The sequence below is a fragment of the Streptomyces sp. NPDC060002 genome, from assembly GCF_042737245.1.
Taxonomy (GTDB): Bacteria; Actinomycetota; Actinomycetes; order Streptomycetales; family Streptomycetaceae; genus Streptomyces.
The window spans coordinates 91,596-116,000 of the sequence record NZ_JBHWUW010000008.1 but is presented as its reverse complement, the minus strand read 5'-3'; the positions used below and the strand labels follow the sequence as shown (position 1 = coordinate 116,000).

Genomic DNA, 24,405 nt, shown 5'->3' with positions numbered 1-24,405 from the left:
CGGGGGCAACCTGCTCAGAGCTGACCGACTCCGGCCCCTGATCCGACCCCGGCTTCTGATCCGGTTCCGGCCTCTGATCCGGTTCCGGCCTCTGATCCGACCCCGGCTCCTGGTCCGGTTCCGGGTTATGGCCCGACGCCTGATCCGGCTCCGGCCCCTGATCCGACCCCGGCTCCTGGTCCGGTTCCGGGTTATGGCCCGACGCCTGGTCCGGCTCCGGCCCCTGATCCGACCCCGGCTCCTGGTCCGGTTCCGGGTTATGGCCCGACGCCTGGTCCGGCTCCGGCTCACGGGCCGGCTCCAGCTTCTGGTCTGACTCCCGGTCCGACTCCGGCGCCCGGTCCGATCCCGGCTTCTGGTCTGACTCCGGCGCCCGGTCCGGCTTCGGCGCCCGGTCCGGCTTCGGCCCCGGCTCACCTTGTGGTTCCCGTTGCTTGCTCGGTTCTGGGGTCTGCTGTGGCTCGTCGAACGCCGGGCGGGCGTGGTGCCACGGGGCGTCTGAGTTGCGGGGGGCCGCGGAGGGGCGGGCGGGGGTGTCGGGAGGTGTCGTCGGGGGCTGGGTGCGCTGGGAGGCCGAGCCCTGGGAGGCGCTGCGCGCGCGGCGTGGTCCTGCCGGGGGTTGCGGCGTCGACTCAGGGGCCGTCGGTTCCGTCGGTTCCGTCGGCTCGGCGGGCTCGGTTGCTGCGGGGCCGACGGGCTCCGTGGTGCCCGTCCGTTGTGACGCCGAGCCCGCGCTCGCGCTTCGGGCACGGCGGGGTCCTGCAGGCGCCGCCGGAGCCGAGGGGGTCGAAGAAGCCGGAGAGGTTGGGGAGGTTTCTGTGGCTGGGGGGGGCGGTTGGCTTGCTGAGCCCTCTGAGGCCGTGCGGGCGCGGCGGACCGGGCGGTCGCCTGCCGCACGTCCCGCCGCCGCTCGGGCCGGGCGGGCCGGGGCGGGTGGGAGTTGGCCCTTCAGCGGGCCCCATTCGTTGGGGTCGGGGACGCCTGGGGGAAGCATCTGGCGTCGCTTGGGGCCGCCGTGCTCGGACTCTCCGGGCTCCTTCGCGCCGGGCCAGGCCTTGGCGACGCGGGCTGCGAGGACGAAGTCCTTGCGCAGGGGGTGGCCCTCGAAGGTCTCCGGGAGGAGGAGGTGGTTCAGGGCGGGGTGGCCCTCGAAGGTGACGCCGAACATCTCGTGGGTCTCGCGTTCGTGCCAGGCCGCGCCGGCGTAGACGTCGATGGCGCTGGCGAGGGTCGGTGCCTCGTGCGGGATCGTCGTGCGCAGCAGCAGGCGACGTACCGGGGACAGGGCCACCACGTGCGCCGAGACGCGAAAGCCCGTGCCCGGTTCGTCGACCGCGCTCAGCCAGTCGAAGTAGGTGCAGGTCAGGCGGTCGCGGGCCACGCGCAGGGCGTCGGTCCAGGAGGACGGCGGAACATCGACCGTCAGGACGTCATAGGACTCCTCGGCCGTGGCCTGTGGACCGAAGAGCTCGTCGGCGGGGGCGGGGAGCCAGCCGATCGTGGTCATCGGCCCTCCCCCGATGACGGCGATGAGGGCGATGAGGGCGATGAGGGCGATGAGGGCGCCGCAGGGGACTCGGCGGCCGGGGGCCGCACCAGGTCGCTCTGCAGGGCCACCGGCGAGGGGCGGGAAGGGGTCGGGCCGTAACGCTCGTGCAGGGACTCCCGGGCGATCTTCTCCTGGAGCTTGAGGATGCCCTGGAGAAGCGCCTCCGGGCGCGGCGGACAGCCCGGTACGTACACGTCCACCGGGATGATCTGGTCGACGCCCTTGGTCACCGAGTACGAGTCCCAGTAGGGGCCGCCGCAGTTGCTGCACGCGCCGAAGGAGATGACGTACTTCGGCTCGGGCATCTGCTCGTAGAGGCGCTTCACGGCCGGGGCCATCTTGTCCGTGACCGTGCCGGAGACGACCATCAGGTCGGCCTGGCGGGGGCCCGGCGCGAAGGGGATGACGCCGAGGCGGATGAAGTCGTGGCGGGCCATCGACGCGGCGATGAACTCGATGGCGCAGCAGGCGAGGCCGAAGTTGAAGACCCAGAGCGAGTAGCGGCGGCCCCAGTTCAGGATCACCTTCATCGGCTCCGGGGCCAGGCGGGCCAGGGTGCCCAGGCGCTTCGGCTCCGGCAGCGGAACGGGTTCCGAGGGCACCTGTTCCAGCCGCTCCGGCTGTGCCGGCTGCTCCGGCTGCTCCGGCTGCTCCGGCTGCTCCGGCTGCTCCGGCTGCTCCGACGCATTCACTTTCGGCGTCACGTCCATGTCAGGACGCCCTTCTTGTAGGCGTACAGCAGGCCCACGGCCAGGAAGCCGAGGAAGATGAACATCTCCACGAGCGTGGCGGCGCCGTAGCCGGGGGCCGCGAAGACCGTCGCCCAGGGGAAGAGGAAGATCGAGTCGACCGCGAAGATCACGTAGAGGAAGGCGTAGACGTAGTAGCGGACCTGGGTGTGGGCCCAGCCCTCGCCGACAGGGTCGACTCCGCACTCGTACGTCAGGAGCTTCTCCGGGGTGGGCACCACCGGGCGCAGCAGGCGTCCCGCGCCGAAGGCCACGGCGACGAACAGCACGCCGACGACGGCGAGCAGCCCGACGACGGAGTACGACTGGAAGTAGTCCGCCGCGAATTGCGCCGCGACATCGACGGTCCGTTCCCACACGCCCGTCCCTCGCTCCCTGACCTCAGTCTCTTCGACGACAGGCCCGTTCGACGATCTGTACGCACGGGAGTCTAGGCCCTGATAAAGGGACGGTAAGCAGCTCGTCACGCCTTGTCTTGCCGGGCGGGGGTTTTCCCCCGGCCGAGTAAGGCAGCAGACCTCATGGCGCGGGGCCGTGGGGCGCGGCAGGCTAGCCCATATGACCGCTTCCGCCAGCCGATCCGCCTCCTATCCCGACAGCTCCGGCAACCCCGACAGCTTTGGCAACTCCGGCAACTCCGGCAACTCCGGCAACTCCGGCAACTCCGGCAACTCCGGCAAGGGGGGTTCCCACCCGGGCGGCTTCCAGCCGAGCGGCTCCCGTCCGAGAGCCGCCCCCCTCACGACCGCCGAGCCGGGCACGGCCGGGCAGGTCGACGGCCGTCTGCCCCCGGCCCGTTTCGCCTACGACCCGCAGACGTGGAAGGAGATCACGCATCTTCTGACGAACCTGCCGATGTCGTTGATCGGGTTCACCTATGTGATGACGGTGATCGTCACCGGCGCCGCGATGACCGTCACCGTGATCGGGTTCCCGCTGCTCGCGCTCGGGCTGGCCGGCGCACGGCTGCTGGGCCGGTTCGAGCGGGGGCGGGCGCGGATGCTGCTCGGGGTGCGTATCGACGAGCCGAGCCCGTTGCCGCTGCGCAGGGCGGGCGGGCTCCTGCAGCGGATGTGGCTGGCGGTGAAGGACCCGGTGGCCTGGCGCACCGTGCTGTACGACCTCATCCGGCTGCCCTGGGGCGTCCTGACGTTCAGCGTGGTCGTTCCCTCGCTGTTCGTGCTGTGGCCGGTGCTGCCGTTCCTGGCGCGCGGCCTGACCAACGCGGACCGGGCGATGGTGCGGGCCCTGCTGTCGCCCTCCGACGAGCTGGAGCGGCGGATCGCGGAGCTGGAGTCGGACCGGGGGGTCGTGGTCGACACCGCCGCCGCCGATCTGCGGCGCATCGAGCGCGATCTGCACGACGGGGCGCAGGCCCGGCTGGTCAACCTGGCGATGGGGCTGGGCCTGGCGAAGGAGAAGCTGCTCGAGGGGCAGGCCGACGACGTCGTGGCGGCGATGGTGGAGGAGGCGCACGGCGAGGTGAAGCTCGCGCTCCAGGAGCTGCGGGACCTGGCACGCGGGATCCATCCGGCCGTCCTGACCGACCGGGGACTGGACGCGGCACTGTCCTCGGTGGCCACGCGCTGCACGGTGCCGGTGAAGGTGACCGCCGATTTGACGTCCCGACCGGCGCAGGCCATCGAGGGCATCGCCTACTTCACCGTCTCCGAACTGCTCCAGAACGTCAGCAAGCACAGCGCGGCCCGGTCGGCTTCGGTCGACGTGTGGCGGACCGACGACCGGCTGCTCGTCCAGGTGTGGGACGACGGCCGGGGCGGGGCACGGCTCGACGGCGGGTCGGGCATGCGGGGGCTGGCGGAGCGGCTGGACGCCGTCGACGGACTGTTCATCGTGGAGTCGCCGGTGGGGGGTCCTACGACGGTGACCGCGGAGTTGCCCTGGCGGAACCGCGGATAGCGGAAAGCGGAAAGCGGGGCATCGGGGGTGGCGGCCGGCATGGGGGTGGCGGCCGGCATGGGGGTGGCGGCCGTGGGGGGGCGAGGTAGGGAAAACCCCCCTTCCGAGACACCGATGGACTCCATGGTCCACGGGCCCGCCGCCGAGGAGGGTTGGAGGTACGGATCGACAGCTGCGCGACGAGCAGGACGAGTAGAACGGACGACGCCGATGGCCACGCAGTACGGGCAGTACGGGCAGCATGACGAGTACGGGCGCCATGACCAGTACGGGCCGGAGTACGGGCGCCGCGAAGGTGCGCGTCGTCACCTGCTGCCGACGGGGCTGCGTGAGCCGCTCACGGCACGCCACTGGCGGGAACTCCTCTACGTCCTGCTCGGTCTGCCGATCGGCGTCCTGCTGTTCACCTTCATGATCACGATGCTGTCGCTGGGGGCCGGCCTGCTGGTGACCTTCCTCGGCATTCCGGTGCTGGCGGCGGGGCTGGCCGCGGGCCGGGGCTTCGGAGCACTGGAACGGGCCCGGGCGCGCGGGCTGCTCGGCCTGGAGGTCGCCGATCCCGAGCCGCTGCGGCCGCGGGGCAGGGGCGCGATGGCCTGGATGGCCGCCGTCCTCAAGAGCGGCACGTCGTGGCGGCAGGCGCTGTACGCGGTGGTGCAGTTCCCGTGGGCGGTGTTCTCCTTCGGCGTCGCCGTGACGGTGTGGTCGTTCGGCTGGACCATGCTGACGTATCCGCTGTGGTTCTGGGTCTTCCCGATGTACGGCGGTCAGGGCGGGCTTCAGCTGTACGGCGACGAGCAGCACAGCGTCTACCTCGACAACCCGTTCGAGATCACCGTGACGGCGCTGGTGGGCCTGTTGATCACGCTGGCCACGCCGTGGATCGTGCGGGCGCTGACGACGGTGGACCGGCTGCTGGTGCACGGGCTGCTCGGGCCGTCGTCGCTGGGGGCGCGGGTGGTGGAGCTGGAGTCCGACCGGGGGGTCGTGGTGGACACGGCGTCCGCCGATCTGCGGCGCATCGAGCGCGATCTGCACGACGGGGCGCAGGCCCGGCTGGTGGCGCTGGCGATGGATCTGGGGCTCGCGAAGGAGAAGCTGCGGGAGGATCCGCGGGCGGCGGCACGGATGGTGGACGAGGCGCACGGTGAGGTGAAGACGGCGTTGCAGGAGCTGCGGGACCTGGCGCGCGGGATCCATCCGGCGGTGCTGACGGACCGGGGACTGGACGCGGCACTGTCCTCGGTGGCGTCGCGGTGCACGGTGCCGGTACGGGTGGATGTGGATCTGGTGGAGCGGCCGGCGCCGGCGATCGAGGGGATCGCGTACTTCACCGTCTCGGAGTTGCTGCAGAACATCAGCAAGCACAGTGGGGCGCGGTCGGCTTCGGTCGATGTGTGGCGGGCGGAGGATCGGCTGATGTTGCAGGTGGCGGATGACGGGGGCGGCGGAGCGGATGCCTCCGGCGGGGGGTCGGGGCTGGCCGGGCTCGCGGGGCGGTTGGACGCGGTGGACGGGATCCTGGTGGTGGATTCGCCGGCGGGCGGGCCTACCCGGGTGACGGCGGAGTTGCCCTGGCGCGGGCACGGGGCCTGAGCGGCGAGCTCATATCGCCCCCGCCGCCCCTTCCCGTCCCTTCCCGTCCCCAAGCCCCCCCAGGTCCCCAGGTCCCACAGGCCCCTCAAACCCCCCAGGGGCCTGGGCCACCAAGCCTCCCGGCCACCGATATCGGCCCTGAACGGGCCTCAGCTTCGAGCTCGCCCGTCTGGGGTTGCCCCCGGGCGGGCTGGGCGGCGTCGCCCGTCGGCTTTTCCCGAGGCCGAAACCGTGCGGGTCAAGGCCTTGATCGAGCCGTCCTCGTCGTGGTCGGGCTTCTGGCCGGGTGCAGACGGGCCCGTTGCTGGAATGCTTGACTGGTTCTACCAACGGGTGGACGGCTGGGGGGCCGAGGATCGTGGAGGACAGGGTGCGGGTGGTCATCGCCGAGGATTCGGTGCTGTTGAGGGAGGGACTGACCCGGTTGCTGACCGACCGGGGGCATGAGGTGGTGGCCGGGGTCGGGGATGCGGACGCTCTGGTCAAGACCATTACGGAGCTCGGCGACGAGGGTTCGCTGCCCGACGTCGTCGTCGCGGACGTGCGGATGCCGCCGACCCATACGGACGAAGGGGTGCGGGCCGCCGTACAGCTGCGCAGGGCGTATCCCGGGCTCGGGGTGCTGGTGTTGTCGCAGTACGTGGAGGAGAGGTACGCCACCGAACTGTTGGCCGGTTCCAGTCGCGGGGTCGGGTATCTGCTCAAGGATCGCGTGGCAGAGGTGCGGGAGTTCGTGGACGCCGTGGTGCGGGTCGCGCAGGGCGGTACCGCCCTCGATCCGGAGGTCGTCGCGCAGCTGCTCGGGCGGAGCAGGAAGCAGGATGTGCTGGCCGGGCTCACCCCGCGGGAGCGGGAGGTTCTGGGGCTGATGGCCGAAGGGCGGACGAACTCCGCGATCGCCCGGCAGCTGGTCGTCAGCGACGGGGCCGTGGAGAAGCATGTCAGCAACATCTTCCAGAAGCTCGGCCTGTCGCCGAGTGACGGGGATCACCGCCGCGTACTGGCGGTCCTCACCTATCTCAATTCCTAGCGAGGTGGCACTGTGCCTTTCGTCGAGGGGGGGAACTCGGTGGAGGCGGCGAACAGGCGGTGGAGAACCGTGGTGTGATCCGGAGCGTCTACCGGAATCGCGCCGGGCGGCGGTAAATCATGAAAAGCGGGGGTGCCGGGCCGTCTCGGGACAGCGAACCGTCATACGAATGGCCGAGGTAAGGCGACCCTTACAGACGTAGGGTTGATCCCTGGATGGCCTTGGGAAGGCCCTCCGGGACAGCCACCTCGAGGGAGGTCCAGTTCAGTGACCAGTCAGGTCAGCAGCCCAGCGGAACAGGCCGACGGAACCGACGGAGCCGACGGGACCGTCGTGGGAGAGCAGCGCAAACCGGATGGGACGAAGGACGTCCGTCGTCTCGACCGGGTGATCATCAGGTTCGCGGGCGACTCGGGTGACGGTATGCAGCTCACCGGCGACCGTTTCACCTCGGAGACCGCGTCGTTCGGCAACGACCTCTCCACCCTGCCGAACTTCCCCGCCGAGATCCGCGCGCCCGCCGGCACCCTCCCCGGCGTCTCCTCGTTCCAGCTGCACTTCGCCGACCACGACATCCTCACTCCGGGTGACGCGCCCAATGTGCTGGTCGCCATGAATCCGGCGGCGCTGAAAGCCAACATCAGCGATGTGCCGCGCGGCGCGGAGATCATCGTCAACACGGACGAGTTCACCAAGCGGGCGATGCAGAAGGTGGGGTACGCGGCCTCGCCGCTGGAGGATGGTTCCCTCGACGGTTACCAGCTCCATCCGGTCCCGCTGACCACCCTGACCGTCGAGGCACTCAAGGAATTCGACCTCACCCGTAAAGAGGCCGAGCGCAGCAAGAACATGTTCGCGCTCGGCCTCTTGTCGTGGATGTACCACCGGCCCACCGAGGGCACCGAGAAGTTCCTGAAGTCGAAGTTCGCGAAGAAGCCCGAGATCGCGGCCGCCAACCTCACCGCTTTCCGTGCCGGGTGGAACTTCGGCGAGACGACCGAGGACTTCGCCGTCAGTTATGAGGTCGCCCCGGCCGCGAAAGCGTTTCCCGTCGGCACCTACCGGAACATCTCCGGGAATCTCGCTCTGGCGTACGGGCTGGTCAGCGCCTCCCGGCAGGCCGATCTGCCGCTGTTCCTGGGGTCGTATCCGATCACGCCGGCCTCCGACATCCTGCACGAGCTGAGCAGGCACAAGAACTTCGGCGTGCGTACGTTCCAGGCCGAGGACGAGATCGCGGGGATCGGCGCGGCACTGGGGGCGGCCTTCGGGGGGTCCCTCGCCGTCACCACCACCTCCGGGCCCGGGGTGGCGCTGAAGAGCGAGACGATCGGGCTCGCGGTCTCGATGGAGCTGCCGCTGCTGATCGTGGACATCCAGCGGGGCGGCCCGTCGACCGGCCTGCCGACCAAGACCGAACAGGCCGACCTGTTGCAGGCCATGTTCGGGCGCAACGGCGAGGCGCCGGTGCCGATCGTCGCGCCCCGCACGCCCGCCGACTGCTTCGACGCGGCCCTGGAGGCGGCCCGGATCGCGCTCACCTACCGCACGCCGGTGATGCTCCTGTCCGACGGCTACCTGGCCAACGGCTCCGAGCCCTGGCGGATCCCGGAGCTGGACGAGCTTCCGGACCTGACCGTGCAGTTCGCCCAGGGGCCCAACCACACCCTGGACGACGGCAGCGAGGTCTTCTGGCCGTACAAGCGCGACCCGCAGACCCTGGCCCGGCCGTGGGCGGTCCCGGGCACGCCGGGGCTCGAGCACCGCATCGGCGGGATCGAGAAGGAGGACGGGACCGGGAACATCTCCTACGCCCCGGCCAACCACGAGTTCATGGTCCGCGTCCGGCAGTCCAAGATCGACGGCATCGACGTCCCCGACCTCGAGGTCGACGACCCGCACGAGGCGCGGACCCTGGTGCTGGGCTGGGGTTCCACCTACGGGCCGATCACCGCCGCGGTACGGCGGCTGCGCACCGCCGGGGAGGCCGTCGCGCAGGCCCATCTGCGGCATCTGAACCCGTTCCCGCGCAACCTGGGGGCGGTGCTGGAGCGCTACGACAAGGTGGTCATCCCGGAGATGAACCTGGGCCAGCTCGCCACCCTCGTACGGGCGAAATACCTGGTCGACGCACGCTCGTACAACCAGGTCAACGGCATGCCGTTCAAGGCGGAGCAGCTCGCCGCGACGCTCAAGGAGGCCATCGATGCCTGAGACCTCGACGGAAGGCACGGGCACGATCGAGGCGCTCTCGCTCGTCCCCAAGGCCGTGGCCCGGCAGTCCATGAAGGACTTCAAGTCCGATCAGGAAGTGCGCTGGTGCCCCGGCTGCGGTGACTACGCGATCCTGGCGGCCGTCCAGGGCTTCATGCCGGAGCTGGGACTGGCCAAGGAGAACATCGTCTTCGTGTCGGGCATCGGCTGCTCGTCGCGCTTCCCGTACTACATGAACACCTACGGCATGCACTCCATCCACGGGCGGGCGCCGGCCATCGCGACCGGCCTCGCCGCCTCCCGGCGGGACCTGAGCGTGTGGGTGGTCACGGGTGACGGCGACGCGCTGTCCATCGGCGGCAACCATCTGATCCACGCCCTGCGGCGGAACGTGAACCTGAAGATCCTGCTGTTCAACAACCGGATCTACGGGCTCACCAAGGGCCAGTACTCGCCCACCTCGGAGATCGGCAAGATCACCAAGTCGACGCCGATGGGCTCGCTGGACGCGCCCTTCAACCCGGTGTCGCTGGCGCTCGGCGCGGAGGCGTCGTTCGTGGCGCGGACCATCGACTCCGACCGCAAGCATCTGACGGAGGTGCTGCGCCAGGCCGCCGCCCACCCCGGCACGGCGCTGGTCGAGATCTACCAGAACTGCAACATCTTCAACGACGGCGCGTTCGAGGCGCTGAAGGACCGGCAGTCGGCCGAGGAGACGGTGATCCGGCTCGAGCACGGGCAGCCGATCCGGTTCGGGGCGGAACGCGCGCGAGGCGTCGTACGCGACCCGGCGAGCGGTGATCTGCGGGTCGTCACGGTGACCCCGGAGAACGAGGCGGACGTCCTGGTCCACGACGCGCACGCCGCGTCCCCGACCACCGCCTTCGCGCTGTCCCGGCTGGCCGACCCGGACACCCTGCACCACACGCCGATCGGCGTGCTGCGCTCGGTCGAGCGGCAGGTCTACGACACCCAGCTGGCGGAACAGCTGGACGCGGCGGTCGAGCAGCACGGCAAGGGCGATCTGGGGGCGCTGCTGGCGGGCGGGGACACCTGGACGGTCGTCGGCTGAGACGAGGACGGTTGTCGACGGTTGTCGAGGACCGGTTCACGAGGCCCGGGAGCGGAGTTCCCGGGCCTCGTCGTATGTCCGGCGGGCCTGCTCCACGTCCGGCATCCGGGTGTGTGTCCACAGGGCGAGCGTGCGCACCTGCTCGGCCGCCTCCCGGCCGAGGTCGGTCAGGGAGTAGTCGACGCGGGGCGGGATGACCGGCTTGGCGTCGCGGTGCACCAGGCCGTCGCGTTCGAGGGTCTGAAGGGTCTGGGTGAGCATCTTCTCGCTGACCGGCCGGCCCACCCCGCCGATCGTCCGGCGCAGCTCGCTGAACCGGTACGAGCGGTCGAGCAGCTCGATCAGCACGAGGACACCCCACCGGCTGGTGACATGTTCGAGGACGAGTCGGTAGGGACACATGCCCTCCGCCTCGGAGGCGCTCACCTGCATGCTTACTGCCATGCCAGTACCTTACTTCAAAGTGGGTACTTTCGCTTGGTTAGTGCTTCTCCTAGGGTCGGTGCCAGACCCGCAGCCCCCACGTAGGAGTTTCTGAGCCATGAGCATCATCGTCACCGGAGCCACCGGACACCTCGGCCGCCACGTCGTGGAGCAGTTGCTGGAGAAGGTTCCGGCGGAGCAGATCACGGCCGTCGTACGCGACGAGGCCAAGGCCGCCGACTTCGCGGCTCGCGGCGTACGCCTCGCCGTCGCCGACTACAACACCCCCGAGACCTTCGACAGCCTGTTCGCCTCCGGCGACAAGGTGCTGCTGATCTCGGGCAACGAGTTCGACAAGGGCCGCCCGGCCCAGCACCAGGTCGTGATCGACGCCGCGAAGGCGGCCGGGGTCGCGCTCCTCGCGTACACCAGCGCGCCGGGCAGCCTGAGCGCGGCACTGGCGGACGACCACCGCTCCACCGAGAAGGCGCTGATCGCCTCCGGCGTGCCGTACACGCTGCTGCGCAACGGCTGGTACCACGAGAACTACACCGAGCAGCTGGCCCCGGTGCTGGAGCACAACGCCGTCGTCTCCGCCGCCGGTGAGGGCCGGGTCTCTGCCGCCTCCCGCGCCGACTACGCGGCCGCGGCCGTCGCCGTGCTGACCGGCGAGGGTCACGAGAACAAGACGTACGAGCTGGGCGGCGACGAGGCGTGGAGCTTCGCCGAGTACGCGGCCGAGCTGAGCCGGCAGACCGGCAAGGAGATCGCCTACAACTCCGTGCCCGGCGAGGTGCTCACCGGCATCCTGACCGGCGCCGGGCTGCCCGAGAATTTCGCCACGATCCTGGTCGGCGTGGACGCGTCGATCGAGAAGGGTGAGCTGGTCGTCACCGGCGGCGACCTGTCCCGGCTGGCGGGCCGCCCGACCACTCCGCTCGCCGAGGCGATCACGGCCGCGCTCAAGGGCTGACACTCCCCCGAGGGCCCTCGCGCCGCCCTGCGCCACCTCACCCCTGCCTGTCATGACCGTATGGCGATACGGGCATGACAGACGGGGGTCCTCGGCGTTACCTTCGTCCACGCATGCCTGACGTGAGAAGGAGGGGCCCCGTGGCCGGGACGTCGAAGAGTGAAGGCCGGACAGGCCTGCTGAACGGCCTCGCCGCGTACGGGATGTGGGGCCTGGTCCCCCTCTTCTGGCCCCTGCTCAAGCCGGCCGGGGCGACCGAGATCCTCGCCCATCGCATGGTGTGGTCCCTCGCCTTCGTCGCCGTCGCGCTGCTCGTCGTACGGCGCTGGGCGTGGGCCGGTGAGCTGCTGCGGCAGCCGCGCCGGCTCGGGCTCGTCGTGATCGCCGCGGCCGTCATCACCGTGAACTGGGGCGTCTACATCTGGGCCGTGAACAGCGGCCATGTCGTCGAGGCGTCCCTCGGGTACTTCATCAACCCGCTGGTCACCATCGCCATGGGTGTACTGATCCTCAAGGAACGGCTGCGGCCCGTGCAGTGGGCGGCGGTCGCCGTCGGCTTCTCGGCCGTGCTGGTCCTGACCATCGGCTACGGCCACCCGCCGTGGATCTCCCTCACCCTCGCCTTCTCCTTCGCCACCTACGGGCTGGTGAAGAAGAAGGTCAACCTCGGCGGGGTCGAGTCGCTGGCCGCCGAGACCGCCATCCAGTTCCTGCCCGCCCTCGGCTATCTGCTGTGGCTGTCCGCGCACGGCGGCCTCACCTTCGCGACCGAGGGCATCGGACACGCGTCCCTGCTCGCCTCCACCGGCCTCGTCACGGCGCTCCCCCTCGTCTGCTTCGGCGCGGCGGCGATCCGCGTGCCGCTGTCCACGCTGGGTCTGCTCCAGTACCTGGCGCCGGTCTTCCAGTTCCTGCTCGGCGTCGTCTACTTCGGCGAGGCCATGCCCCCCGAGCGCTGGGCCGGGTTCGCGCTGGTGTGGCTGGCGCTGGTGCTGCTCACCGGCGACGCGCTGCGCACCTCACGCCGGACGGCCCGTGCGCTCGGCGCCGCGATCACCGAGAGCAGGGCCGAGGCGCCTGGCCCGACCGACATGACGGGCGTGACGGCCGTGACGGACACAACCGGCGTGACGGGCGCCGTTCGGGAGGCGGAGAGCGTGGCCTCCGGCGTCTCCGGTGGCGCTGCCGCCTCCGGCGTCGCCACCGCCTCCGGCGTACCCGGCGTCCTCGGCGTCCTCGGCGTACCCGGCGTCCTCGGCGTCCCCGCTCCGGAGGCGGGAGTCCCTCCCCTCACCAAGCCGTAGACGGCCGTCACCGCCGCTCGGCGGTATGGACGACATCGACGGCACGACGGCATCGTCGGCACTCCAGCACTACGGCATCGTCGGCACGACGGCGTCGACGGGACCGGAACACGATGGTCCGGTCCGGTCGGCACCGACGGTGTTCGGCGCGTGGGAGGCCGACGCCGTGCGGGCCTGCTAGAAGTTGCTGCATGACCGAGACATCTGGAGTACCCGAGGCAGGGCCCACGCCCGTGCACTGGAAGCTCGTCGTCGACTCAGCCGACCCGCACGCGCAGGCCGATTTCTGGGCCGGCGCACTGCACTACGAGGTCGAGGACAACAGCGCGCTCATCGAGCGACTGCTGGAGCTCGGCGCGCTGCCGGGGGCGGCGGCGCTGGAGTTCCACGGCCGCCCGGCCTTCCGGGACCTGATCGCCGTACGCCACCCCGACGACCCGTACGACCCCGACAGCGGGACCGGGCTCGGGCGGCGGCTGCTGTTCCAGCGGGTGCCGGAGGCGAAGACCGTGAAGAACCGGCTCCACCTCGATCTGCACCCCGGTGCCGAGCTGCGCGCAGGGGAGGTCGAGCGGTTGACGGCGCTGGGGGCGAGCGTGCTGGGAGAGGTGAAGGAGCCGTCCGGGCAGTGGGTGGTCATGGCGGATCCGGAGGGCAACGAGTTCTGCGTGCATTGAGGGACACAACGGGCTTCGGTATGTGAACCAGCTGTCCGGATAGCGCTCTTGACGGAGTGTTGGCCTCGGCTTCACCATCCAGTCACCCCATTCACTGTGGATTACCTGTGGGCTTCCAGGTGCTCGACGGTCGCTCGCAGGTGTCCCGCTGGAATTCGGAGCCCCCCACCATGAAGCTCCCCGTTTCCGGGCGGGCGACGGTCACCGCCGTCGTCGCGGCCGCCACACTGCTCGCCACCGGATCCATAGCCGGGGCGGCACCCGCCCCCGAGTCCGGGGCGATCGCCGCCGCTCCCGACCTCCCGGTGGCCAACGTCAAGGCCCACCTGGCCCAGCTCCAGTCCATCGCCACCGCCAACGGCGGCAACCGTGCGCACGGCCGTACCGGCTACAAGGCGTCGCTCGACTACGTGAAGGCCAAGCTGGACGCCGCCGGATACACCACCACCATCCAGCAGTTCACCTCCTCCGGCCGCACCGGCTACAACCTCGTCGCCGACTGGCCCGGCGGCGACACCGGTCAGGTGCTGATGGCCGGGTCCCATCTGGACTCCGTGACCGCAGGGGCCGGCATCAACGACAACGGCTCCGGCTCGGCGGCCGTCCTGGAGACGGCGCTGGCCGTGTCCAGAGCCGGCTACCACCCCACCAAGCACCTGCGGTTCGCCTGGTGGGGCGCGGAGGAACTGGGCATGGTCGGGTCCCGGTACTACGTCAACAACCTCTCGTCGGCGAACCGGGCCCGCATCAGCGGCTACCTGAACTTCGACATGATCGGCTCGCCGAACCCCGGCTACTTCGTCTACGACGACGACCCGGCCATCGAGAAGACCTTCAAGGACTACTTCACCGGCCTCGGCGTCCCGACGGAGATCGAGACCGAGGGCGACGGCCGCTCCGACCACGCCCCCTTCAAGAACGCGGGCGTGCCGGTGGGCGGCCTGTTCAGCGGCGCCGACTACCTCAAGACGGCGGCGCAGGCGGCCAAGTGGGGCGGTACGGCCGGGCGGGCCTTCGACCGCTGCTACCACTCCTCCTGCGACACCACGGCCAACATCGACGACACGGCCCTGAACCGGAACGCGGACGCGCTGGCGTACGCGGTCTGGGCCCTGTCCTCCTGATCGGCCGGGCGGTCGTCACGCGCCCGGCTTACGGGCGCGTGAGGCCAGCCGGAGCATGCGCGCGCGGGCCGACTCCAGCTCCTCGACGTCGTCGGCGGCCGGGCCCTCCTCGGTGGTGAGCTCCGTCCACAGGCCGAGGAGTTCGGTCCCCAGGTTCAGTCCCTGCAAGGGATCGCGTACGGCACGCCAGGCCGTTGCCGCGCTCTGGACGTTGCCGTACGCGGCCTCCGCGTCCCGGTTCCGGCGGCTGATGCGGGCCAGGTCGAGGGAGGTGTGGAACGAGCGCAGCGGGTCGCCCGCCAAGTAGGCGATGTACGCGGTGAGTTCACGCAGCCGGAGCACCTCGGGGTGCTCCGGTCCCAGCGTTCCGGACGCCTCCAGCACGGTCCGCTCCGCGAGTGCGGCCGCCGCGTCCGTACGGCCCGCCCGCACGGCCTCGTTGATCCGCGCGAGCGGTTCCGCGAGGAGGGCCGGGGTGCCGCCGTCGCCGTGGAGGGTACGGGGGTCGTCCCCGAGGACCGCCTCCGCGACGGCGTCGAAGCCACGGGCGGGGGTCGGTTTGGGGCCGGGATCCGGGTCCAGGGCCGAGTCGGAGATGAGGCCGTCGGGCAGGAACGGGGTGGGCGTGGAACTGGGCCCGGTGGTGGGCCTGGTGGTGGGCGTGGGGGTGGAGGCGGGTGTCGGGAGCGGCAGCGGGATCGGGGCCGTGGCGGGGACCGGGGTCAGGGTCGTGGTCGGGGCTTCGGTCGGGGCCGAGGCGGGGACCGGGGTCGTGGTCGGGGCTTCGGTCGGGGCCGTGGCGGGGACCGGGGTCAGGGTCGTGGTCGGGGCTTCGGTCGGGGCCGAGGCGGGGACCGCGTCCGGGTTCGGGTTCGGCCGCTCGTCCATCGACGGGGGCGGGCCGAACACACCCGTAGGGGCGGATACCGTGCCGAGCGCCGGGGTCTTCCCCGCGTACGTGGGTGCCGACTCCGGTGCCGACCGGGTTTTCCGCTCCGCTTCCGGCTCGGGCACCGCGCGCAACGGGAACGTCGGGGCCGCGTCCCGCACCGGCTCGGACACCGGGCGCAGGAAGTGCGTGGGCTTGTCGCGTCGCGGCTGAGCGGAGTGTTCGGCGTCGAGCGGCACGGGCGCGTCGGCGGGCACCGGCGCGTCGGCGGGCGCGGGGACCACGGCGGGCACCGGCGTCTCGGCGGGCGTGGCGACTGCGGCGGGCGCGGGGACCGCGGCGGACGCGGGGACCGCGGCGGACGCGGGGACCGCGGCGGACGCGGGGACCGCGGCGGACGCGGGTGGGTCGATGGGCGCAGGCGGGTCGGCGGGGGCGGCGACCGGTGCGGGCGTGGCGGTGGGCTCGGAGCTCCGCGTGTCCCGTACCGCCGTCTCCCGTGCCGCCTCCCCCCGTACCGCCGTCTCCCGTGCCGCCTCCCCCCGGGCCGCCTCGGACGGGGCGGCGGCCGTCCGCAGGGGATCCGCTGTGAAGTGGCTGGAACCGTCCGGGTCCACGCGCAGGGCGACGACGTAGCCGATGCGTTCGTCGTGGACCGTGGCGAGGACCGGGTGTCCGGTGGCGAGGGCGATGCGGTGGAGGTGGCTCAGGACGGCGCGCTGGATCTCCTCGCCGTCGACCGCGACGACCGGGACGCCTCCTATCGTCGCCGTCCCACCCCCGCGGACATGGACATCGAGCGGGGCAACCACGACGGCCGTGGGGCCGGCGTACTTCTGTTCCCGCTTCTTCTCGCGGCTGAGTCGAGACATCGGTTCCTCACTCGGATGCGTCGCCACGATCCGGTCGTCCAGGTACGTGTACGTGGACACGTACTGTTGAGTCTCTCCGAGCGCTCCCGGTCCGCGCGTCACCACGACGTCACAGCCTCGTTCCAGGAACCCACGCCCCACTCCCGGGGCAGCTCCGGGACCACCATGATCAGGGGCGTCCCGGAGGGACGGCGACGACGGGGAGGACCACGGGTCATGGGGACGACGGACGGACGGCGGGGGCCGGAGATCTGGATCCGCGGGCCGGTGGCCGTACCGGATCCGGTGGCGATGCCGTACTCCTCCGCCGCCGGTCCCCGGCGCTTCTCCTGGGTCGCCACGCACGGTGGGGCCGGCGGCTCCACGCTCGCCGCGGTCTACGGCGGCCACGACTGCGGACGCGCGTGGCCCGGCGCCGGTGATCCCCCGTCCGTGCTGCTGGTCGCCCGCACCCATGCGGCCGGGCTGGACTCCCTCCTGCGGACCCTGGAGGTCTTCCGGCGCGGGGAGGCTCCGCGGGGGCTCGACCTGGACGCGGTGGTGCTCGTCGCGGACGCGCCGGGCCGGCTGCCCCGGCCGCTCGTCCAGCGGGTGCGGGTGATCGAGTCGGTCGTCGACGTGTACCGCGTCCCGTGGGTGGCGAACTGGCGCCTCGGTGAACTGGGCGGGACCCCGCCACGCGAGACGGAACCACTGTCCCGGCTCACCGGGGCCCGCTGAGCAGGCGGGGGCCGGGGTGAGGTCCGGGCCCCTGGCGTGGCCGCCGGCCGTGGAGATCGCCGCGGGCGTGCGGACGGGGCGGCTGTCGGCCGTGGACGTGGCCGGCGAGGCGCTCGCCCGGATCGCGCGGGTCGACCGTTCACTGTGCGCCTTCGCCGAGGTGTGGGAGGAGGCGGCGCGGGCGTGGGCGCGCGAGGTCGACGCCCGGGTCGCCGCGGGCGAGCGGCTGCCGCTGGCCGGGGTGCCGATCGGCGTGAAGGGGCGTCACGGACTGCGCACGGCGGGCCCGCTGGTCGCCGCCGGATGCGTGCCGGTCGGGGCCACGGCCGTACCGGGGCCCGGCACTCCCTGGCAGACCTGGGGCCTCGGCGCCCACGGCCGGACCGCCAACCCCTGGCGCGCCGACCGCACGCCGGGCGGCTCCTCGGCCGGGTCCGCGGCGGCGGTGGCCGCCGGTCTGGTCCCCCTGGCGACCGGCAGCGACGGCGCGGGCTCGGTGCGGATCCCGGCCGCGTGGTGCGGCGTGATCGGCCTGAAGACGACGAACCGCCGGCCGCCGCCCGGGGAGGGACCGCCACCGGCTTCCCGGGACCGTACGGGACTGGCGGCGCCCGGCGTACTCGTCCACCACGCGGCGGACGCGGAGGCGTACTGGCGGGTGACGACACCGGAGGCAGGGGCGGGCCCCGCCCCCTCAGCGGACCCCGTCCCACCAGCGGGCCCCGTCCCACCGGCGGACCCCGTCCCACCAGCGGATCCCATGCCCTCAGCGGATCCCATCCCCTCGGCGGGCCCCGTCCTGCCTGTCGCCGTCTTCTCCGCCGACCTCGGCTTCGCCGATACCGACCCCGAGCCGCTCGCCCTGGCCCGTGCCGCCGCCGGGCGCCTCGCCGAGGCGGGTGTCGTACGGCTGCTGCCCTCCGACGCGCCCCTGAGGCTGGCGGACCCCGCACCGGCCTGGCTCGCGCTGCGCACACCTGGCTCGGACCTCCGTGCCGCCGAAAGCGTCCGGGACGTCAACGACCGGCTCCTGGCCGGCCTCTTCTCCCGTGCCGACCTGCTGCTGACGCCGACGACCCCGAACGCCGCGCACGGTCACGAGGGTCCGGGCGCGCGGTACTCGACCGCGCTCACCTGGGCGTTCAACCTGAGCGGGCATCCGGCGATCAGCATCCCGGCGGGGCTCGGCGCGGACGGCTGTCCCGTGGGGCTGCAGCTGGTCGCGGCACACGGCGGGGAGTCGGCACTCCTGGCAGCCGCCCGAGCCGCTCAGGCCTCGACCTCTCCCTAGCCCCGCGCTCTCCCCAGCCCCGCGCTCTCCCTTGCCCTCGCCCTCGCGCCGTCACTCCCGCTTGATGCTTGCACACACATATAATGCAGGTGCAGACTATCGTCGTACGCGGACTACCTGGGGGATGGATCATGACGCGCCGCAGTTTCCTGTTCGTGCTGGGCAGCAGCCGTCCGGACGGCAACACCGAGTTGCTGGCCCGCGCTGCCGCCGAGCAGTTGCCCTCCGACGTCGAGCAGACATGGATCAGTCTGGCCCGGCACCCGCTGCCCGACTTCGAGGACGAGCGGCACGACAGCGACCACGTGCGCCCCACCGAGGGGAGCGCGGCACTGCTGCTCGACGCCACGCTCGCCGCGACGGACCTCGTGATCGCGTCCCCGCTGTACTGGTACTCGGTCTCCGCGCAGACCAAGCGCTACCTGGACCACTGGTCGGGCTGGCTGCGCATCCCCGGCCTCGACTTCAAGGCGACGCTCGCCGGACGCACCCTCTGGGGCGTCACCGCGCTCGCGGACGAACAGCCCGTGGTCGCCGATCCGCTCATCGGGACGCTCAACAACTCGGCCGCGTACCTGGGGATGTCCTTCGGCGGGGTGCTGCTCGGCAACGGCAGCAAGCCCGGCGACGTCCTCAGGGACACGGAGGCGCTGACCCGCGCGAAGACGTTCTTCGCGGGAGAGACGCCGACGGCCCGCTTCCTGTACGAAACCCACTGAGACCTACGGCCTACGCGTGCCGCCCCACACCGTGCTGTCCTACGCCGTGCCGCCCCACACCGTGCTGTCCTACGCCGTGCTGTCCTACGCCGTGTTGTCCTACGCCGTGACGTCCGTCGTCGTGAAGCGCGCCCAGGCCGCCGAGCCGAAGACGGCCGCGTACAGGGCCTGGAGGGCGAGGTTCTTCTCCAGATCGTCCCAGTAGACCGGCTCGCGCATCAGGTCGGCGAAGGACAGCCAGTGGTGTGAGAAGAAGTACGGCTGCAAGGCGTGCAGTTGGGGGATCTGGTCGAGGATCTGGACCGTGATCAGCAGGCCCACCGTCGTCGCCATCGCCGCGATGCCGCTGCCGGTGAGGGTGGAGACGAACAGCCCGAGCGCCGCCACGCCGGTCAGGGAGGCGGCGACGACCAGGGCCATCAGCAGTGCCCGCAGCAGCCCGTCGCCGAAGCCGATACGGGTGCCGGAGATCGTCGTCAGGTCGCCCAGCGGGAAGAGCAGCGCCCCGACCGTCAGCGCCGAGAGCGCGACCACGAGCGTGGCCGCCAGGCAGAAGATCATGACGGTCGCGTACTTGGCCAGCAGCAGGCGGGTGCGGCCAGCCGGGGCGACCAGCAGATAGCGGAGCGTGCCCGCGTTCGCCTCGCCGGCGATCGAGTCGCCCGCGATGACGCCGATCGCCATCGGCAGGAAGAACGGCAGGGTCACGGCCAGCGCGGTGAAGACCAGGAACAGGCCGTTGTTGGTGACCTGGGAGATGAACGCCGGGCCCTCGCCACCGCCCCCTCCCCCGCCGCCCGGCCCGCCGGACGAGCCGTCGCCCGTCTCGATCTTCACGGCGATCCCGACCAGGATCGGCACGGCCGCCAGCACGCCCAGCAGCGCGAGGGTGCGCCAGCGCCGGAAGGTGGTCAGCAGTTCGCTGCGGAGCAGCCCGAAGGTCCAGGTCCAGTGCGCCGTCCGCGGCGGTGTCGGCACCGGTGCCGGTGCCGGCGTTCGCTCACGGTCGTCCACCGTGTCAGCCCGCGACATCGAATCCCTCCCCCGTGAGAGCCACGAACGCGTCCTCCAGGGAGGCCCGCTCGACGGCGAAGCCGCGGACGCGGACGCCCGCCGTCACCAGCGCGGCGTTCAGATCGGCGAGATCGCGGTCCGGGGGCGGAGCCTCGGCACTCACGCGGTCCTCACCGAGGACCACGTCGTCCGCCCCCTGCTCCTTCAGCACCCGGGCCGCGTCCGCCGGGTCCGGGGTCGTCACGACCAGTCGGCCGCGCGTTCCCGCGGCGAGGTCGGCCACCGGGCCCTGGACGAGCAGTCGGCCCTGTGCCATCACCGCCGCATGCGTGCACACCTGCTCGATCTCGTCGAGCAGGTGCGAGGAGAGGAAGACGGTCGTGCCCTCCGCGGCCAGTTCCCGGATCAGCGAGCGGATCTCCCGCATGCCCTGCGGATCCAGGCCGTTGGTCGGCTCGTCGAGGACGAGCAGCCGACGGGGCTGGAGAAGGGCGGCGGCGAGGCCCAGACGCTGCTTCATGCCGAGGGAGTACGCTTTCGCCTTCTTGCCGGCGGCGGCCGTCAGGCCCACCCGTTCCAGCGTCGCCGAGACCCGCGCACGCCGGGTGCGCGGATCGGCTGTCGGGTCGGCGGCGTCGTAGCGGAGGAGGTTGTCGCGGCCGGAGAGGAAGCCGTAGAGGGCGGGACCCTCGATGAGGGTCCCGACGTGGGGCAGTACGGCGCGCGCGGCCCGCGGCATGGGTTGCCCCAGGACGCGGGCCGAGCCGGCCGTGGGCTCGATGAGCCCCATCAGCATGCGGATGGTGGTGGTCTTGCCGGAGCCGTTGGGGCCGAGGAAGCCGAAGACGCTGCCAGCAGGGACGGTCAGGTCGAGGCCGTCCACGGCGAGCTGTCCCCCGCGGTAGCGCTTGGTGAGGCCGCGGGTGTGGATGACGCCGTCGCCGTCCCCGGGCTCCCGCACGGCCTCCCGTACTGGCTCCCGCACGGCCTCCCGTACGGGTTCCCGTACTGGCTCCCCCATCGGCTCCCCCTCCGGCTTCCCGGCCTCCGGTGTCCGCAGGCCGGGATCTGTCCTACTTCACCCGCTCCACCACTTCATCACTTCACCGCTCGGTCGCTTCGACCGCTTCGCGCGCTTCGACCGCTTCGACCGCATGGCCCGCATGGCCCGCTTCGCCGGCCTACTTCGCCGCGTTCGCCGCCTTCACCAGGGTGTCCTTGGTGACCGCGCCGACGTAGACCTTGCCGTCGTCCGTCATCAGGGCGTTGATCAGGCGGGTGGAGAAGACGGTGCCGGAGCCGAACTTGCCGGTCACCTTGTCGCCGAAGGAACCGAGGAAACCGCCGAGATCGCCGCCGGCCTCCGCGCCCGAGGGCACACCCTCGCCGCCGGTGTCGAAGACGGCCACGGACGTCCAGCCCTCGCCGAGGACGTTGAGCCCGTCGAGGCCGTCCTGGCCTTCGGCGCCCTCGATGCCTTCGATGCCTTCGATGCCTTCGATGCCTTCGAGGTCCTTCGCGAGGTCGTCGGACTTCTCCGAGTGCCCCGGGGCGCTCTCCCCGGCCTCGTCGCCCTCCGTGACCTTCGCGCCCTTGGGGGCGGTGAAGTCGAAGGTGGACGCGGCGGGCTTGGCGAAGCTGACCTGGGTGAAGCCGGCGTCCACGACTGCGGCGCCGCCGCTCGCCGGGGTCAGCGTGAACTTCAGCGGCAGGCCCGTCTTCGCGTCCACGGCCACACTGATCGCGCCGACCGTGGAACCGGACTGCTTCGGCTTTACCAGCAGCTTGTAGGCGTCACGCCCGGCGACCTGGACGGTGCCGTCGACGGTCACGGAGGTCGTGTCGTCGACCGCCTTCAGAGCGTCCTCGGTGAGCTCCTTGGGCGTGGCGGGGACGGGGGTCTCCGCCTTCCCGGAGCCCTTGCCAGAGCTCTCGCCTGCGGTCGAGTGGTAGACCTCGTTGGACGCGCTGTCGTACCCCCACACGTCCTTGCCGTTGTGGATGACGCTGTACTCGGCGGCGTTCTCCAGCAGCGAGAGCTTCTGCCGGTCCGGGCCGTCGGCGGCGACGCGCAGGGTGTGCGTGCCGGCGGCGAGTTCGGTGAGCTTGGTGGACGGATCGGCGGACGAGCCGTCACCGCCCTGTCCGGTGGCTCCCGAGAGGAGCCCGCTCTCCAGTCCGCCGAGGTCGGGCAGCCCGAGATCGGTGCTGATCTTCACCGTTCCGGACAGCTGCTGTACGTCCGAAGCGGCGATCTTGTCGAGGAGCTGCTGTGCGGTGATCTTCGGCAGGTCGGGGTCGCCGGAGTCGGCGAGCGCCGGGACCAGCCCGATCGTCGCCGCCGCGACACCGATCACGGTGACCGGGACGATGTACCGTGCGGCCTTGCGCCGTCCGAGGCGCAGCTCGTCGGTTTCCCCGCCGGTCGGCTCCCCGCCGGTCGTGGTGTCGTCGGATGCCTTCGGTGCCATGTGTGCCTTACCTCCGTCGTCGGCGGCGGCTGGTCATCTCGCGCTTGTACGTCCCCACCCCAAGCCGCCATTCTCACCCGAATCGGTGAGGAGTGGTGTTTTCCGTGGTTCCCATCTGACCAAATCGGCCACGGGGAAGCGTCAGCCCGAGGGCTCAACTCCACATACGCCTGCGGTATGACACGAAGGTGACGAGCCGCCGTCCGACCCGTAGGGGTCGCCGGGGTCAGCCCGCCCGGTGGACCACCGCGTCGCAGAGTTCCATCAGCGCCGCCTTCGCGTCGCACTCCCGCAGCGGCGCCAACGCGGACCGCGCTTCCTTCGCGTACCGCACGGTGTCCCGGCGGGCCTGCTCCAGCGCCGGGTGGGCCCGGAGCGCCTCCAGCGCCTCGGTGTGCCGGGCGTCGTCGGTCAGGTCGGAGTCCAGCAGCTCGCACAGGGCGATGTCCTCGGGCAGCGACAGCCGCGCCGCCCGCTCCCGCAGCCGCAGCACGGGCAGCGTGGGAACGCCCTCGCGCAGGTCCGTGCCCGGCGTCTTGCCCGACTCGTGCGAGTCGGAGGCGATGTCCAGGACGTCGTCCGCGAGCTGGAAGGCGACGCCGAGCCGCTCGCCGTACTGCGTGAGCACGTCGACGACCGTGTCGTCGGCGCCGGACATCATCGCCCCGAACCGGCAGGCCACCGCCACCAGCGAACCCGTCTTGCCGCCGAGCACGTCGAGGTAGTGGTCGACCGGGTCCCGCCCGTCCGTCGGACCCGCGGTCTCCAGGATCTGCCCGGTGACCAGCCGCTCGAACGCCTCCGCCTGTACCCGTACCGCCTCCGGCCCGAGGTCGGCCAGGATGTGGGAGGCGCGAGCGAAGAGGAAGTCGCCCGTGAGGACGGCGACGGAGTTCCCCCAGCGGGTGTTGGCGCTGGACACCCCGCGCCGCACGGCCGCCTCGTCCATCACGTCGTCGTGGTACAGCGTGGCCAGGTGGGTCAGCTCCACCACGACGGCCGACGGCACGACACCCGGCGCGTACGGGTCCCCGAACTGCGACGCGAGCACCACGAGCAGCGGCCGGAACCGCTTGCCGCCCGCGCGTACGAGGTGCTGGGCGGCCTCCGTGATGAACGGGACCTCACTCTTGGTGGCCTCGAGCAAGCCTTCCTCGACAGCCGCCAATCCGGCCTGGACATCGGCTTCCAGAGCCTGGTCCCGCACGCTCAGCCCGAACGGCCCGACGACGGTCACGAGGGGTCTCCTGTCTGCTGGTGTCTACTGGCGATTACGCGGTTTGTCGATAGGTCTCTGCCATCACTCAAGTCAGCGTATCCGGTCACGTTTCGATCACCGATAGCCCCCACGTCCCGCGGGCTCGAATGGCTCGCCCGGGAGGCGCCTCGCAGGCCAGGCGCTATCGGATCACGCCCGATATGTTTTCGATCAGCTCATATGAGCGGACATGGAGAGAGTTTCCGGGAAGCGGAGATTCACGTCCCGGACCGGGGCGCCCGTCGAGGTGACGGGCGCGGTCACCCCCTCTTCACGTGACGACCATCACGCATTCCCTTCAGCCTCCCCCTCGACGCGCCGGGGGCAACTCCGGGCGATTTCCCTCCGCGGTCCATTGCCGGTCCTTTAACGATGAGTTGGGGCTATTGCCCGATTCGCCGCTCTTGTGAATGCTGGTGACTTGGCTCACCCCTCAGGGAGATCCGGTCCGACCTCGACGTTCACCGATTCTCCGCACCCCGTAAGCAAGTTGAAGGTTTGCACCCACAAAGGATCAAGCACCTCATAGGTCACAGACCA

Annotated in this window: 21 protein-coding genes and 1 pseudogene; 13 read left to right on the top strand and 9 right to left on the bottom strand. The window is 71.4% G+C overall.

Annotated features, from left to right (window positions below; translation table 11 throughout):
• Positions 1 to 157: 157 nt before the first annotated feature.
• The 3 genes and pseudogenes from ACFWBD_RS10550 to ACFWBD_RS10540 all read right to left on the bottom strand — a co-directional run.
• Positions 158 to 1,507 (bottom strand): annotated as a pseudogene (locus ACFWBD_RS10550) (NADH-quinone oxidoreductase subunit C); the annotation flags it as partial.
• Entirely contained in the window at positions 1,504 to 2,259 is a 756-nt protein-coding gene (locus ACFWBD_RS10545) for an NADH-quinone oxidoreductase subunit B (protein WP_385665526.1), read from the bottom strand. The pseudogene ACFWBD_RS10550 and the gene ACFWBD_RS10545, both read right to left, overlap by 4 nt.
• Positions 2,250 to 2,657: an NADH-quinone oxidoreductase subunit A gene (locus tag ACFWBD_RS10540; protein ID WP_385665524.1), complete on the bottom strand. Its 408-nt coding sequence runs from the start codon at positions 2,655 to 2,657 to the stop codon at positions 2,250 to 2,252. The genes ACFWBD_RS10545 and ACFWBD_RS10540 overlap by 10 nt, the downstream gene beginning before the upstream one ends.
• Positions 2,658 to 2,856: 199 nt before the next feature.
• Between ACFWBD_RS10540 and ACFWBD_RS10535 the strand changes: the two genes are divergently transcribed.
• The 5 genes from ACFWBD_RS10535 to ACFWBD_RS10515 all read left to right on the top strand — a co-directional run bounded on the left by ACFWBD_RS10535 (position 2,857) and on the right by ACFWBD_RS10515 (position 10,130).
• The gene (locus ACFWBD_RS10535; protein ID WP_385665521.1) at positions 2,857 to 4,218 is read left to right on the top strand and encodes a sensor histidine kinase; all 1,362 of its coding nucleotides are present in this window, start codon (positions 2,857 to 2,859) and stop codon (positions 4,216 to 4,218) included.
• 210 nt (positions 4,219 to 4,428) lie between these two features.
• A complete protein-coding gene (locus ACFWBD_RS10530; protein WP_385665518.1) occupies positions 4,429 to 5,814 on the top strand; it encodes a sensor histidine kinase in 1,386 nt (461 codons plus the stop codon).
• Between the two features lie 358 nt (positions 5,815 to 6,172).
• Positions 6,173 to 6,844 carry a LuxR C-terminal-related transcriptional regulator gene (locus ACFWBD_RS10525; protein ID WP_385665515.1) on the top strand — a complete coding sequence of 224 codons (672 nt, stop codon included), beginning with the start codon at positions 6,173 to 6,175 and terminating at the stop codon, positions 6,842 to 6,844.
• A 267-nt stretch (positions 6,845 to 7,111) separates the two neighbouring features.
• On the top strand, positions 7,112 to 9,058 hold the full coding sequence (locus ACFWBD_RS10520) for a 2-oxoacid:acceptor oxidoreductase subunit alpha (RefSeq protein WP_385665512.1): 1,947 nt from the start codon (positions 7,112 to 7,114) through the stop codon (positions 9,056 to 9,058).
• Entirely contained in the window at positions 9,051 to 10,130 is a 1,080-nt protein-coding gene (locus ACFWBD_RS10515) for a 2-oxoacid:ferredoxin oxidoreductase subunit beta (RefSeq protein ID WP_385665509.1), read from the top strand. Before ACFWBD_RS10520 ends, ACFWBD_RS10515 begins: the two co-directional genes overlap by 8 nt.
• A gap of 36 nt (positions 10,131 to 10,166) precedes the next feature.
• Here the strand turns inward: ACFWBD_RS10515 and ACFWBD_RS10510 are convergent, their stop codons facing one another.
• A complete protein-coding gene (locus tag ACFWBD_RS10510) occupies positions 10,167 to 10,562 on the bottom strand; it encodes a winged helix-turn-helix transcriptional regulator (protein WP_385665701.1) in 396 nt (131 codons plus the stop codon).
• Between the two features lie 109 nt (positions 10,563 to 10,671).
• On the opposite strand from ACFWBD_RS10510, the gene ACFWBD_RS10505 reads away from it, so the two are divergent.
• From ACFWBD_RS10505 to ACFWBD_RS10485, 5 genes are all read left to right on the top strand, one after another.
• Positions 10,672 to 11,526 (top strand): SDR family oxidoreductase, encoded by an 855-nt coding sequence (locus ACFWBD_RS10505; protein WP_385665506.1) that lies wholly within the window; start codon positions 10,672 to 10,674, stop codon positions 11,524 to 11,526.
• Between the two features lie 140 nt (positions 11,527 to 11,666).
• Positions 11,667 to 12,830, top strand: coding sequence for an EamA family transporter RarD (gene rarD / locus ACFWBD_RS10500; RefSeq protein WP_385665504.1), 1,164 nt, complete (start codon positions 11,667 to 11,669; stop codon positions 12,828 to 12,830).
• A 25-nt stretch (positions 12,831 to 12,855) separates the two neighbouring features.
• Entirely contained in the window at positions 12,856 to 13,011 is a 156-nt protein-coding gene (locus ACFWBD_RS10495; protein WP_385665501.1) for a hypothetical protein, read from the top strand.
• A gap of 10 nt (positions 13,012 to 13,021) precedes the next feature.
• Entirely contained in the window at positions 13,022 to 13,507 is a 486-nt protein-coding gene (locus ACFWBD_RS10490) for a VOC family protein (RefSeq protein ID WP_385665499.1), read from the top strand.
• A gap of 170 nt (positions 13,508 to 13,677) precedes the next feature.
• A complete protein-coding gene (locus ACFWBD_RS10485; protein ID WP_385665496.1) occupies positions 13,678 to 14,631 on the top strand; it encodes a M28 family metallopeptidase in 954 nt (317 codons plus the stop codon).
• A gap of 15 nt (positions 14,632 to 14,646) precedes the next feature.
• Here ACFWBD_RS10485 and ACFWBD_RS10480 read toward each other — a convergent pair whose 3' ends face one another.
• Positions 14,647 to 16,392, bottom strand: coding sequence for a tetratricopeptide repeat protein (locus ACFWBD_RS10480; protein ID WP_385665493.1), 1,746 nt, complete (start codon positions 16,390 to 16,392; stop codon positions 14,647 to 14,649).
• 216 nt (positions 16,393 to 16,608) lie between these two features.
• Here ACFWBD_RS10480 and ACFWBD_RS10475 point away from each other — a divergent pair, with 216 nt between their 5' ends.
• The 3 genes from ACFWBD_RS10475 (at position 16,609) to ACFWBD_RS10465 (ending at position 19,122) form a co-directional block, all read left to right on the top strand.
• Positions 16,609 to 17,112, top strand: a complete 504-nt coding sequence (locus tag ACFWBD_RS10475) for a DUF6668 family protein (RefSeq protein WP_385665491.1) — start codon at positions 16,609 to 16,611, stop codon at positions 17,110 to 17,112.
• 16 nt (positions 17,113 to 17,128) lie between these two features.
• Positions 17,129 to 18,403, top strand: a complete 1,275-nt coding sequence (locus ACFWBD_RS10470; protein ID WP_385665488.1) for an amidase family protein — start codon at positions 17,129 to 17,131, stop codon at positions 18,401 to 18,403.
• A gap of 131 nt (positions 18,404 to 18,534) precedes the next feature.
• Complete coding sequence (locus ACFWBD_RS10465) at positions 18,535 to 19,122, top strand: flavodoxin family protein (protein WP_385665486.1); 588 nt, start codon at positions 18,535 to 18,537, stop codon at positions 19,120 to 19,122.
• Between the two features lie 99 nt (positions 19,123 to 19,221).
• Here the strand turns inward: ACFWBD_RS10465 and ACFWBD_RS10460 are convergent, their stop codons facing one another.
• The 4 genes from ACFWBD_RS10460 to ACFWBD_RS10445 form a co-directional block, all read right to left on the bottom strand.
• Positions 19,222 to 20,154 carry an ABC transporter permease gene (locus ACFWBD_RS10460; RefSeq protein WP_385665484.1) on the bottom strand — a complete coding sequence of 311 codons (933 nt, stop codon included), beginning with the start codon at positions 20,152 to 20,154 and terminating at the stop codon, positions 19,222 to 19,224.
• Entirely contained in the window at positions 20,141 to 21,157 is a 1,017-nt protein-coding gene (locus ACFWBD_RS10455) for an ABC transporter ATP-binding protein (RefSeq protein WP_385665482.1), read from the bottom strand. The genes ACFWBD_RS10460 and ACFWBD_RS10455 overlap by 14 nt, the downstream gene beginning before the upstream one ends.
• A gap of 160 nt (positions 21,158 to 21,317) precedes the next feature.
• A complete protein-coding gene (locus tag ACFWBD_RS10450) occupies positions 21,318 to 22,607 on the bottom strand; it encodes an outer membrane lipoprotein carrier protein LolA (RefSeq protein WP_385665479.1) in 1,290 nt (429 codons plus the stop codon).
• A gap of 226 nt (positions 22,608 to 22,833) precedes the next feature.
• Positions 22,834 to 23,844, bottom strand: coding sequence for a polyprenyl synthetase family protein (locus tag ACFWBD_RS10445; protein WP_385665476.1), 1,011 nt, complete (start codon positions 23,842 to 23,844; stop codon positions 22,834 to 22,836).
• Positions 23,845 to 24,405 lie beyond the last annotated feature (561 nt).

Coding starts and splice junctions, on each gene's coding strand:
- ACFWBD_RS10545 (WP_385665526.1), bottom strand. CDS start 2,259: ATGGACGTGACGCCGAAAGTGAATGCGTCGGAGCAGCCGGAGCAGCCG.
- ACFWBD_RS10535 (WP_385665521.1), top strand. CDS start 2,857: ATGACCGCTTCCGCCAGCCGATCCGCCTCCTATCCCGACAGCTCCGGC.
- ACFWBD_RS10530 (WP_385665518.1), top strand. CDS start 4,429: ATGGCCACGCAGTACGGGCAGTACGGGCAGCATGACGAGTACGGGCGC.
- ACFWBD_RS10515 (WP_385665509.1), top strand. CDS start 9,051: ATGCCTGAGACCTCGACGGAAGGCACGGGCACGATCGAGGCGCTCTCG.
- ACFWBD_RS10510 (WP_385665701.1), bottom strand. CDS start 10,562: ATGCAGGTGAGCGCCTCCGAGGCGGAGGGCATGTGTCCCTACCGACTC.
- ACFWBD_RS10505 (WP_385665506.1), top strand. CDS start 10,672: ATGAGCATCATCGTCACCGGAGCCACCGGACACCTCGGCCGCCACGTC.
- ACFWBD_RS10495 (WP_385665501.1), top strand. CDS start 12,856: ATGGACGACATCGACGGCACGACGGCATCGTCGGCACTCCAGCACTAC.
- ACFWBD_RS10490 (WP_385665499.1), top strand. CDS start 13,022: ATGACCGAGACATCTGGAGTACCCGAGGCAGGGCCCACGCCCGTGCAC.
- ACFWBD_RS10485 (WP_385665496.1), top strand. CDS start 13,678: ATGAAGCTCCCCGTTTCCGGGCGGGCGACGGTCACCGCCGTCGTCGCG.
- ACFWBD_RS10480 (WP_385665493.1), bottom strand. CDS start 16,392: ATGTCTCGACTCAGCCGCGAGAAGAAGCGGGAACAGAAGTACGCCGGC.
- ACFWBD_RS10475 (WP_385665491.1), top strand. CDS start 16,609: ATGGGGACGACGGACGGACGGCGGGGGCCGGAGATCTGGATCCGCGGG.
- ACFWBD_RS10465 (WP_385665486.1), top strand. CDS start 18,535: ATGACGCGCCGCAGTTTCCTGTTCGTGCTGGGCAGCAGCCGTCCGGAC.
- ACFWBD_RS10460 (WP_385665484.1), bottom strand. CDS start 20,154: ATGTCGCGGGCTGACACGGTGGACGACCGTGAGCGAACGCCGGCACCG.
- ACFWBD_RS10455 (WP_385665482.1), bottom strand. CDS start 21,157: ATGGGGGAGCCAGTACGGGAACCCGTACGGGAGGCCGTGCGGGAGCCA.
- ACFWBD_RS10450 (WP_385665479.1), bottom strand. CDS start 22,607: ATGGCACCGAAGGCATCCGACGACACCACGACCGGCGGGGAGCCGACC.